Annotated in this window: 6 protein-coding genes; 3 read left to right on the forward strand and 3 right to left on the reverse strand. The window is 44.5% G+C overall.

Annotated features, from left to right (window positions below):
• Positions 1 to 1,900: 1,900 nt before the first annotated feature.
• On the reverse strand, positions 1,901 to 2,692 hold the full coding sequence (locus tag QZ938_RS27775; protein ID WP_293354836.1) for a peroxiredoxin-like family protein: 792 nt from the start codon (positions 2,690 to 2,692) through the stop codon (positions 1,901 to 1,903).
• A gap of 443 nt (positions 2,693 to 3,135) precedes the next feature.
• Here QZ938_RS27775 and QZ938_RS27780 point away from each other — a divergent pair.
• A protein-coding gene (locus QZ938_RS27780; protein WP_293354833.1) for an ISKra4 family transposase occupies positions 3,136 to 4,163 on the forward strand; the annotation gives its coding sequence in 2 pieces (ribosomal slippage) (positions 3,136 to 3,292 and positions 3,292 to 4,163; 1,029 coding nt in all).
• Positions 4,164 to 4,392: 229 nt separating this feature from the next.
• On the opposite strand, the gene QZ938_RS27785 is transcribed toward QZ938_RS27780, so the two are convergent.
• Positions 4,393 to 4,929, reverse strand: coding sequence for a hypothetical protein (locus tag QZ938_RS27785; RefSeq protein WP_293354830.1), 537 nt, complete (start codon positions 4,927 to 4,929; stop codon positions 4,393 to 4,395).
• A 205-nt stretch (positions 4,930 to 5,134) separates the two neighbouring features.
• Here QZ938_RS27785 and QZ938_RS27790 point away from each other — a divergent pair, with 205 nt between their 5' ends.
• Both QZ938_RS27790 and QZ938_RS27795 read left to right on the forward strand, forming a co-directional pair.
• Complete coding sequence (locus tag QZ938_RS27790) at positions 5,135 to 9,913, forward strand: GAF domain-containing protein (protein WP_293354900.1); 4,779 nt, start codon at positions 5,135 to 5,137, stop codon at positions 9,911 to 9,913.
• A complete protein-coding gene (locus QZ938_RS27795; protein WP_293354827.1) occupies positions 9,910 to 11,049 on the forward strand; it encodes a hybrid sensor histidine kinase/response regulator in 1,140 nt (379 codons plus the stop codon). Before QZ938_RS27790 ends, QZ938_RS27795 begins: the two co-directional genes overlap by 4 nt.
• On the opposite strand, the gene QZ938_RS27800 is transcribed toward QZ938_RS27795, so the two are convergent.
• Complete coding sequence (locus QZ938_RS27800) at positions 11,042 to 11,254, reverse strand: hypothetical protein (protein WP_293354824.1); 213 nt, start codon at positions 11,252 to 11,254, stop codon at positions 11,042 to 11,044. The genes QZ938_RS27795 and QZ938_RS27800 overlap by 8 nt on opposite strands.
• Positions 11,255 to 12,197: the final 943 nt, after the last annotated feature.

Here is a 12,197-nt window from a genome sequence, read left to right on the forward strand (position 1 = left end):
GCAAGGGAAGGTGATTGAAATACTCCCCTGCCTGAAGGCGAGGGAATTCTGAGTCGCAGACAGCAATTGCAGGTTTCGCCTGTCTAACTATTGTAGCAGTTGGCGGTGGTGTCGCCGAGTTTTTCAAAGAGGGCGATGGTTTCTTTCGACTTCTGGGGTTGCTTCTGAGTCGGGGTGGGGCATAGTGATTTTAGATTTTGGATTTTAGATTGACTTATGAAAAATAAAATCTACTAATTTTGATATTATTCCATCCTGGTTTAAATCATTATTTGTCTAATTTGTTTGAGGATTCTCATGATGTCATAAAGTTGATTGCGATGGGGGAGTAACAAGGAGAAAATATTAGATAAATCGTATTTATGGTTAGGCTGGATTAAAAGTTTAATAAATTGGAATACATCACCGTTTGTGATTAATCCATATACTGCAATACCGTTTACTTAACGCTTTTTAGGAATTTAATCTGACGATTTTCCAGGCAATACAGACATTTTTTACAAGTCAGATTCTTCTTAAGTCAAGCGTATTGCCATATACTGGGCATTCTGGCGTGGGGTTTGCCATTAAGTAAGTTAGGGCTTGGGGTAGGGCAACAGAAAAGGCGATTGTTGATTTACAATGGTTCGGACACTTTTTTTAGTGCTGGATGACGTATCCTCTAGGGTTTCGGGTTGCCAGCGATAATTAAATCAATGTCACGTCTGAGCCTCAGTTGCATTTTATTTATAATTTCTACGATCTATACGCTGTAAAGCTTGTGGTTTCGTTCTAAAAACTGTCCGGAGTATTGATTTAGATTCTACCACTAATACCCAGAGTTGCTGTTGAATAATGAGGGTGTCGATGCGTCCTCGCAGTATTTCGTCTCTGTCTTCTAGGAGAAGTTCCACTTCCGGTTCTGTGGTGACAAAGAAGGGCTCGTCATATAAGCCAGCTAGGGTTAATATGGGGAAACAACTAAGTGATTGATTGTTCCTTCGGCTAAAAACCAGCGTTTTAGATGACGAATAAATCTGTTTCTAATTGGGTCTAATGCAGCCGTTTCTAAGTCTGGGAGTTCGGGTAACGAATGAAAATTTAATAACCTAGGCGACTATCTCTCCCCTTTGCCCTTACTGGAAAAAAATGGGGAAGCAAAGTTGCTTAATTTATTCAAGTTTCGTATCCGCTTAATAACTCGGGGTAGACTATAGCGGTTATCAGAAAGATGAGGTATGTTGTTGGGATGCGAGCCCTATACGTTTAAGTGATTATATGAGCTGTAAGTCATACCTCATCTTTTTGAGAAAGGCTATACTGCTTTTGGAACGATTTTGCGATATTTGACGCTCATCATTGAGCGATTGACCCCGATTTATTGAGCGCATACCAATTTTCATTCCTAAGTTTTGATTCCATTCAGGAAATAATTCTGCGTTTTCTGTAGGATGGAGATTAAATCTTTCTTCCAGGTTGTCTAAGCTGATGGTTTTTGATATAGGTTTTGTCAGTCAGTAAGTAGGTAGGTGGAATTAAACCGAACAATGTAACAGTATATAAACAGGATTAAGTCAGCCAGTAGAAAGCATCTGGACACTTTACAATTGTTTGCATAGTTGTGTTTTAAAGCGCCGACTTACTTACCATAATTGCTGTAATTTTTAGATGGTGGGTAAGCTGTCACGCATTTAAATTGCATATTCAGGGCGGGCTATAAAGGCTCACTCCACAATACGGGGATTGTTTTGTGATATTCAGTTTAAATGCACAACAGCTTAACAACTAATATAGCAATCCTATCTGATTTTAAAGGTACGACTACCTCTCGTCTTCCTAAACTCATTTTATAGCAAGAGTTTCAAAATTTACCGAGCTTGAAAATGATTTAGTATTGCTATACTACTCAATAATAGCTTTTCTAAAGCGAGTCTCCATCAGCCACCATTTCTGATAGAAATGTCAGGGGATTGCTCATATCAGCAGCGAAACCAAGGATGGCCAGATCGCGATGTTCGTAAATTAAATCACCCCTGGCATCAAACAAGAAAGTTGCGCCTCGTTGAGTCAGATAAGCAGGATTGGGAACGTAGGTTTTCCAATTACTCAGCACTTCTGTCATATTCCGCAGCCGCAAGGTTGCCAATTCAAACGGACGCTGAAAATTCTTACCGCCCGCCCACCGGAAAGTAGAGCCTTTGATAGCTGGAAGAGGGAAAGCTTTGATAACTTCGCCATCATCAATTAATTGAGGTGCTCTGGCGTCGCCTCGATACCCGCGAAATACTTCTGCCAAAGTGCCGGGGCTGCCAATTCCCGCACACATTAATAACAGATTGAAGTAAGCATTCGCAGCAGCCGATAAACCGGGTAGTTGCAAGGATAAACCTGGATACAGGCCAAGTTTTTGATGCAGTTGGGCGGTGGGATCTACAAACAAACAGTCGGTAGGAAATCCCGTATAACTACAGAATCGCTCACCGGCGGTGCGATCGCCAATTCCCACAACTCGAATTGCTATTCCTTGTGCTTCAAGCTGTCGAGAGTCCCGCCGCAACCACCAAGCATATTCAAGACTGTCGAAATCTCCCAATTGCGGCAACAGCAGCACCAATTGCTTCGTGGAGGATTCGCAACCGTTTAAGATAGGTAAAACGGCTCCATCGCTCACCCGTTGGCGTTCGGTTTGGCTTAAGATGGTATGAATATTCATCGGCTAATTATCTATGAAGGAATTTAGGCGTGTATTCGGGGAGGCAAGGGCATGGAAGTGTTGAGGTGTAGTTCTGGTTTCTCAGAACGGCTCTCCTGGCTATTCGGTGATAACGAATGAAAATTCAATAATTTCAGCATCTTTACGCCCACTAGCTTTGCAGGCAAGGATTGAAAGATCGAGATTGCTTAAGTTATTAAATTGCCATTCCTAAGTGAAGTTTATATGACTCCTGGCATGAGTTTCAAGACTTGCACAGGGAGAGCTTTGTATCTTGCAATACAGTCTTTACGACAATCCCAGGAGAACGCTCAGAACTGAGGTTGAACACTTATTTTAGGCGACGGTCGCCGGGAGCATCTCACCTTTGCAATAAGCAGAAATACTCAGTGATATTTGGCTCGAAACATGACAGAATCAGGGCGTTCCCCTAAGGCTAGATCATGACTCCTGAAGAAGCAAAACAAGTCGAGTTTTATGCCCAGCAGATTGCCAAAATCTTCTATGCTGATACAGACCCAACATCCATTCAGACTTTAGGCGGAATCGAAACTGTTGTTCGCCAGAAAATCCAGGAGTCTGTCAGCCCTGAAATCGGTGTTTTTTTATCGAAAAAGTCACTCAAACAACAGCCGGAAGACCCCGCCAGCTCAAAACAACGCTCGGGTCGCTCAAGATCACAAAAAAACAAGCTCGAAAATTAAACGTAAAATCTTATACGCAAATCAGTGAACACTTAGAGAATTGTGCGCTACTCATTAGTGCCAATAATTCTTATGAACGTGCACAAGAGGATTTGGCAATGCTAACGGGAATATCTATTTCACATAGCACACATCAACGCTTAGTTCATCGGCAGAACTTTGACGGAATTATTTCTACAACACCTGTCAAAGTTATTTGTATTGATGGTGGAAAAGCTAGAATTCGTACTCCTAAGGGTGAACCCTGTACCTTCAACGATTACAAAGCAGTGGTTCTCGAAGGTCAAGGAATAAATGCTTATTTTAAACAAAATGATGCCCTGACCGATTGGGTTAAGAAACAACCGATGACGAAACCTGTTTCCTGTATTGGTGATGGTCATGACGGAATTTGGAATCTATTTCGGGAAATCGCTCCACCTTCACAGCGTCGTGAAATTTTAGATTGGTATCATTTAGTTGAAAATTTATATAAAGTTGGGGGTTCGCTAGAGCGACTTCATCAAGTGAAAGCTCTCCTCTGGAGGGGAAAAGTGGAGGAAGCCATCGCCATCTTTTCAGATTGCAAACTTGAAACTGTTCCCAACTTTATTGCCTATCTCACCAAACATCGCTCTCGTCTGATCAATTATCAATATTTTCAATTAGAAGGTTTTACGATTGGTTCTGGAAGTGTAGAATCGGGAGTAAAACAAATTGGGCGGCGGCTAAAAATTTCAGGCGCACAATGGGATGCAAAGAATGTCGATCAAGTGGTAAAACATTGATGTGCTTACCTAAATGGTCAGTTTTCAACGAGTTTACCGTTGTCTCAAGGGCGATAAAGAGATAAGCATTTATACTTATTGCAAAGGTGAGATGCTCCCACGGTCGCCTACTTTAATTACAGAATTCGAGAGCGCTAATGCTGCATGAGGTTGAACACTTATTTTAGGCGACGGTCGCCTACTTTAATTACAGAATTCGAGAGCGCTAATGCTGCATGAGGTTGAACACTTATTTTAGGCGACGGTCGCCTACTTTAATTGCAGAATTCGATATCGCTAACGCTGCATAAGGTTGTCTTTTTTTAGATGTAACTCTATATAAAACACCATTTGATTTCCATTGCACTGTAGACCAACAGGCTGTACCGCCGCACCAAGTAGTAACTAAAGCTTGGGAACTATCAAACAGCTTTACCTGAGTATACTTAGGATTATAATCAGGGTTTGAATCAGCGGGAAGTCTCTCAAAATCCTTTCCTTGTTGGGCGCTGATTGAAAAGCGAAAAGCCGCATCCCCAACATCTCCAGGTCTATTGTTAAAAGTGACATCATAGTCAGCATATTTAGATGCGGTAGATACAAAAGCATAAATAGTTTCGCTGCTATCAAATTTATATTTTTCGACAATATCTTCAGATGGCAATAAAATGGGAACATTCGTTTTCTGAGCAATCTGTGAAGCGATATCTTTGATGGAGAATGCTGAAGCGATCGCCCTTTCCATCCCCACAACCGCCACGCTGGCCGCTAAAACCGCCACACTCAACGAGTAACCCATCCAGGAAGTAAGCTTAAACATCATTCACTCCGCACTACTGTACGTCAATCATGACAGCCTCAACTGTAATTCAGTTCCTAGCGACCCTCCACCGCTAATTTCTTGTACCTCTGAGCAAGGAAATAAGTTTGCGGGCTGGGGTATAACAAATTCTACAAAAGAGCGATAATCAAAAATAAACACCTTGATACCGATGTTTGCCCGCACCACCGCTTTTACACCATCAGAACTAAAGTCAGCGATCGTGCGCGACCCTCTCATCGTTAAACCAGATACGACGGTGATAGAAGCGATCGCCCAAATGAGCGGCGTGCGAGCTATCTGCGACGCTACAAAAACGGAGAACGGGCAACTGGACGAACTGCATCTAGAAGCGCGGTCGAGCTGCGTGTTGGTCGTAGAAAACGAGCGTTTGTTAGGTATTTTGACAGAGCGGGACGTGGTGCGCTTGAGTGCCCAGCAGCGTTCTTTGGAGACTTTGGCGATGCGAGAGGTGATGGCACATCCAGTCATCACCATGTACGAGCCTGCTTTGACCGATTTATTGTCTGCGATCAATATGCTCCAGCAGTACCAGATTCGCCATCTACCCATCTTGGACGGGTTCGATCGCCTAGTGGGGTTGCTGACCCATGAAAGTTTGCGACAAACCAGTCGCCCTGTGGATCTTTTGCGGTTGCGGCTGGTATCAGAGGTGATGACTGCTCAGGTGATTTGTGCCGGGCCAGATGTATTGATGTTAGCGATCGCCCAACAGATGGCAAAACACCGGGTTAGTTCCGTGATGGTTGTGGAAACCGATATCGCTGAATCGGAACCGTTGCAAATTCCGGTGGGAATTGTCACCGAGCGAGATATCGTGCAGTTTCAGGCATTGGGTTTGAACTTGGAAACCTGTAAAGCCGAGACGGTGATGAGCCGACCCATTTTTGCCGTTAAACCTGACGATTCGCTGTGGGTGGTGCACTCCATCATGGAACAGCGCTTGATTCATCGGTTGGCGGTGACGGGGAATCAGGGGCAACTATTGGGCATTGTCACCCAGACCAGCTTGCTACAAGCCCTAAATCCATTGGAGCTATACAAGCTGGTAGAGGTGATGGAACAGAAGGTAGCGGTATTGGAAGCAGAGAAAATTGAATTATTAAAAAGTCGTACCGTTGAACTAGAACAACAAGTACAAACCCGGACGACAGCCCTGAAAGCTCAAGCAGAAAGGGAAAAATTGGTGGCTGCAATTGCCACGCAAATTCGCTCGTCCTTGAGTTTGCAAAGCATCTTAGATACGACTGTGGCCCAGGTACGCCAAGTGCTGGGGTGCGATCGAGTGAACATTTGGCAGTTTGAAGCGGATTGGCAAACCATTGCCGTTGCCGAATCTACCGACTCGGCCCTGTCTTTAGTGAACGAGCGGATTAACGACACCTGTTTTAGCCAAGACTGCACGGAGATTTACCGCCAGGGGCGAATTAGGGTCGTACCCGATATCTACACTACCCCCATGTCAGATTGCCACCGCGAGATGCTGATCCGCCTCCAGACGCGGGCGAAAATCTTGGTGCCGCTGCTGTGTGGAGATGAATTGTGGGGCTTGCTCAATGCCACTGAAAGCGAGAACACCCGCGAGTGGCAACCAGAAGAAGTCGAACTGTTGCAAGCTTTGTCGGTACAACTGGCGATTGCCATCCAGCAAGCCACCACCCACCAAAAATTGCAGTCTCAACTAAGCGAACGCCAGCAAGCAGAAACTCGGTTGCTCGAAAGTGAAGAACGCTATATCACATTAACCGCAGCCGCTCCGGTGGGGATTTTCCGCACCGATGCAGAGGGCAAATGCACCTATGTCAACGAGCGATGGTGTCAAATAGCCGGACTGACTCCTGAATCCTCAGCCGGAGACGGATGGCGGCAAGGCTTGCACCCAGACGATCGAGACAAGATAGCGACAGAGTGGTATCAATCGGCCCAAGAAAACCGCCCCTTTAGCCTGGAGTATCGCTTCCAACGCATTGATGGTGTTGTGACTTGGGTGTACGGGCAATCGGTGGCAGAGCATGATGCCGCTGGGCGGGTTATAGGTTATGTCGGGACGATTACCGATATTAGCGATCGCAAACGAGCTGAATTAACCCTACAAAAACTGGTAACAGGAACCGCTGCTGTCACCGGAAAAGACTTTTTCCTCGCCCTAGTACGCCACATTTCCGAAGCGTTGGATATCGGCTGTGCCATCATCACCGAACAGGTGGGCGACGAACTCCATACCCTTGGATTCTGGGCAAATGGAACTTTGCAGCCCGAAAAATCCTATCATCCAGCTCGGACTCCCTGCGAATATGCTTTGAACCATGGGGAATTTTACTGCGAAAGCGAACTGCTTCGCATCTTTCCTGATGCTGTATACTTAGCGCCGATGCAGGCAAATAGCTATTTGGGTATTGCCTTAAAAGACGATCTCGGCAAGGCGATCGGCAACCTTTGCATTTTAGACAAACAGCCCTTACCAGCCGAAAAACGCGCCGAAGCAATCGCCATCCTTCAGGTCTTTGCAGCACGGGCAGCTACAGAATTACAGCGGAAAGTCGCCAACGATGCGTTGCACCGCTTGAATCAGGACTTGGAAGCGAGGGTCGAACAGCGGACGCGCGAACTACAAGCACGCGAGGCTCAACTGCGCGATCTTTTCGACAACGCCACCGATCTCATTCAAAGCATTGCTCCCGATGGTCGGATTCTATTTGTAAATGCTGCGTGGAAAGAAACGCTGGGATACAACGATGCTGACCTCCTTCAATTGTCCCTTTTCCAAATTATCCATCCCGATGAATTAGTACATTGTCAGACTGCGATGCAAAGTCTATTTGCTGGCGCGCTCTGTTTGGGTATCGAAACCAGATTCCTGACCAAAGACGGTAGAGAAATCATCGTTGAGGGGAATGTGAATTGTCAGTTTCAAAATGGCAGAGCGATCGCTACGCGGGGTATTTTTCGGAATATTACCCAGCGCAAACAAGCGGAAGTGAGGTTGCAACAACAGGCAGAACAACAGCGGTTGTTAGGATCGGTTACTCAACGGATGCGGTCATCGTTGAATCTGGACGAGATTCTCAATGCCACCGTTGAGGAAGTCCATCAAGTATTAAAGTCAGACCGAGTATTGGTCTATCGCGTATTTCCCGGAGGCACGGGGGCAGCTATTGCTGAATCTGTTTTAGCAAATTGGCCGAAGATTCTAAATATTGTCTTCCCGGAAGAGGTTTTTCCTGAAGAAAACTATGCTCGTTATCTACAGGGAAGAATATATGCCCTAAGCGATCGCCAAGATGAACAGCAATCAGTCTTGCCTTGTTTGGTCGAATTCCTAGCAGAAATCCAGGTTCGAGCTAAATTAGTGGTTCCAATTATTCAAAATCAAACCCTTTGGGGATTGTTGATTGCCCATCAATGCGATCGTCCGCGCCAATGGCAAGAACGGGAAATCAATTTACTTCAACAAACAGCTAATCAGTTAGCAATTGCCATTCAGCAAGCGAGTCTTTTTGAGCAATTACAGAAAGAACTAGCCGAACGACAAGAGGCAGAGGCAAAGCTCACCGATAGCAATCAACAACTGGCAGTTTCCAACCAAGAACTCGCCCGCGCCACTCGCCTCAAGGATGAATTTCTTGCCAACATGAGTCACGAACTTCGGACTCCCTTGAACGCGATTCTGGGTATGACCGAAGGATTACAAGAAGGAGTCTTTGGCAGTGTCAACGAGAAACAACTCAAGGCCTTACAAACTGTGGAACGAAGCGGCTCCCATTTGCTAGAGTTGATCGACGATATCCTCGATGTAGCAAAAATAGAAGCCGGACAGGTCGAACTCGACTGTACTTCAATTTCCGTCTCTCATATTTGTCAGTCTAGTTTAGCGTTTATTAAACAGCAATCTCTCAAGAAACGCATCCAACTTGAGATAAAAATTCCAGCAAATCTACCAGATTTGTTAGTGGATGAACGACGCATTCGTCAGGTATTAATTAACCTACTCAACAATGCAGTTAAATTCACTCACGAGGGCGGATGTATTACTGTAGAGGTATCTCCAGTCCGCCAACTGAATCCCGATGCAACCATTACTGATTCTTCCCTAGAAGTGGCAAAATTGGCTGCTAATTCTCCCAATGTAACATTGACTAACTCTTCGCAAGAAGTTACTCAAATTGCCCAAAATTCTCCCGACGCAACTGTTAGTAATTCTTCCCCAAAAAACTTCTTGCGAATTGCCGTAATCGATACGGGCATTGGCATAGCACCAGAAAATATCAATAAACTATTTCAGCCTTTCATCCAAATCGATACTGCCTTAAACCGTCAATATGCAGGAACGGGCTTGGGGCTGGCATTGGTGAAGCGAATTGTCGAACTCCACGGTGGTAGGGTGGAACTCACCAGCAAACTAGGTACGGGCAGTTGCTTTGCGATCGACCTACCCTGTACGATCAGTTTTCCCCTCTCACCTGAAATGACAGCAGGCGAGCAACTAGCCAATACTCTCGAACAAGACTCTCCGCCCACCAGCTTAGCCACCAACGAAGCCACTAGCCAAACGCCTCTGATCTTGCTCGTAGAAGATAACGAAGCCAATATTAGTACGGTTTCTAGCTACCTCGGAGCCAAGGGTTATCGGATTATCTTGGCAAAAGATGGGCAACAGGCGATCGACACGGCCAAAAGTCAGCAGCCTAACTTGATTTTGATGGATATCCAAATGTCGGGAATGGATGGACTAGAGGCAATGAGACAGATTCGCCTCGCTCCAAATTTGGTGGATCTTCCAATTATTGCACTTACAGCTCTGGCAATGACAGGTGATCGAGATCGTTGCTTGGAAGCCGGGGCAAATTATTATTTAACTAAGCCAGTTAAGCTCAAGCAACTGGTTGCCACTATCCAACAGCTTTTAGCTGAAACCCAAGAACGCGAATGAATATGCCCTCTATTTTAGTAATTGACGATGAACCTGACAACTTTGATGTTATTGAAACACTTTTAAACGAGCCAGATTATGTACTGCACTACGCCGCCAGCGGTAGTAGCGCGATCGCATCCCTTAAACTTTTTGACCCAGATGTGATTTTACTGGATGTGATGATGCCGGGAATAGACGGCATTGAAGTCTGTAAACAAATTAAAGCTATGCCACAATGGGAGCCCGTGCCGATTATTATGGTAACGGCTCTCACCACTAAAGAAGACCTAGCTCGTTGCCTGGAAGCAGGTGCGGACGACTTCATTAGCAAGCCAGTCAATGGCATTGAACTTCGCGCCCGACTTAAATCTATGCTGCGAATTAAACAACAATACGCTCGGATCGAGAGTTTATCCAAATTACAAGAAAATACGATTCAGTTATTGCAAAATAATTTGGATGAATTGTGCGGCAATTTAGTTTCTACACTGCCCCACGAACTCAATACTCCCCTCAATGGAATTTTTGGCGTAATTGGTTTGCTGGTTGATGAATATGAAGACATGAGTTCAGAGGAAGTTAATGAGTTGTTGGTAATGGCCCAAAAATCTGCATTGAGGCTGCAAAAATTAACCAAAAGATTTTTGCACTACGCACAGTTGGAGATGTTTGCTGGCAATCCTGACTTTGCTGAATCTCGGAACACGCATCAGCCACACATCTCAACTCAAGTTCTTATTGAAAATGCTATCAAAGCCCAAGCTGAAACTGTCGATCGTGTAAGTGACTTGGTTTGGGAACTTGAAAATGTAGAAATTGCTATGAGCGAACGAGATTTTACTTGCACGCTCGATGAGTTGTTAGAAAATGCTTTTAAATTTTCGCAACCTGGTACGCCTGTCCAAGTCAGCACTCAATTAAAAAATGAAACATTTTATCTATCTATCTCTGATAGAGGACGAGGGATGACAGCAGAACAAATTGCACAAATCGGAGCGTTTACACAATTTGAACGCAATTATTATCAGCAACAAGGCATCGGATTGGGATTAAAAATAGTTAAGAAGATTGTGGAACTGTATGGAGGTAATTTCGGAATTTCAAGTGTTGTCAATGAATGTACGACGGTTCATATTGAATTGTCTATTAAATAGTTGACCGCTTGACAGTTGACAGTTGACAGTTGATAGTTGATAGTTGATAGTTGACAGTTGACAGTTGACAGTTGATAGTTGACAGTTGACAGTTGACAGCAAACAAGTTGATAGTTGACAGTTGACAGTTGACAGTTGATAGTTGATAGCAAACAAGTTGACAGTTGACAGTTGACAGCAAACAAGTTGATAAGCTGTTAGTCATTTAAATTTATTGCTTGAACCCCTTACAGCATGGGGTCTGAGCTACAAATAGTGCAGTTTGAATGTCGAACAGCTTAGTTGACAGTTGACAGCAAACAAGTTGACAGTTGTAGGGTGCGTCGCCACCGGGAGCATCTCATATTTGTAAAAACACTTCTTCCGCCTCCTTCCTTCTGACTCTTTCCTTCTGATACCAATTCACTATGAAGCTGCACTCCATGGAAAGCCTGAAATCCTTTCCGGCAAAGGATCTATTCGATGCAACTTCATAGAAAAATAGTATGACTCTTTCCTTCTGCCTCGCAGCAAGAGAGCATTGCTGACAAGTTAAGACCTAGTTCCATTTGTCAATCAGTAATATTACTCAAAAAACTGCTGGTTGAGCTGTCGAAATTCGCATCTGATGGGGTGAATGGACATCAATATGACGCTACGGCTCGATCGTAAGTTAGCCAAAATCTCAGTTTTTCACCCAAAATCCGAGTTAATTTTGAGCATAATTACTGATTGACAAATCTCTCTCTAGCTTAACTTGTGAGCAATGGCAAGAGAGCCTTCTGCCTCAAAACTTAGATTTCTAGCTTGGCTGCAAAAGTGAGATGCTCCCTCGCTACCAACCATCGCAAACAAAAATCGACCATCTTACAGTGACGCACCTGACAGTGGACAGTTGACAGCATACAGGTTGACCGCTTTACAGTTAACATCTAGGTTTTTAGAATGATGATTACACTCCGCTATAAAAACATTCCACCGTCATGTGGGCGTTTTAACCCCCTGAATTTTGATAAATAATTCGGATACTAACGGGATTGATATTCCCAATTCCCAATTCCCAATTCCCAATTCCCAATTCCCAATTCCCAATTCCCAATTCCCAATTCCCAATTCCCAATTCCCAATTCCCAATTCCCAATTCCCAATTCCCAATTCCCAATTCCCAA

Source organism: Microcoleus sp. CAWBG27 (assembly GCF_020883145.1).
Classification (GTDB): domain Bacteria; phylum Cyanobacteriota; class Cyanobacteriia; order Cyanobacteriales; family Microcoleaceae; genus Microcoleus.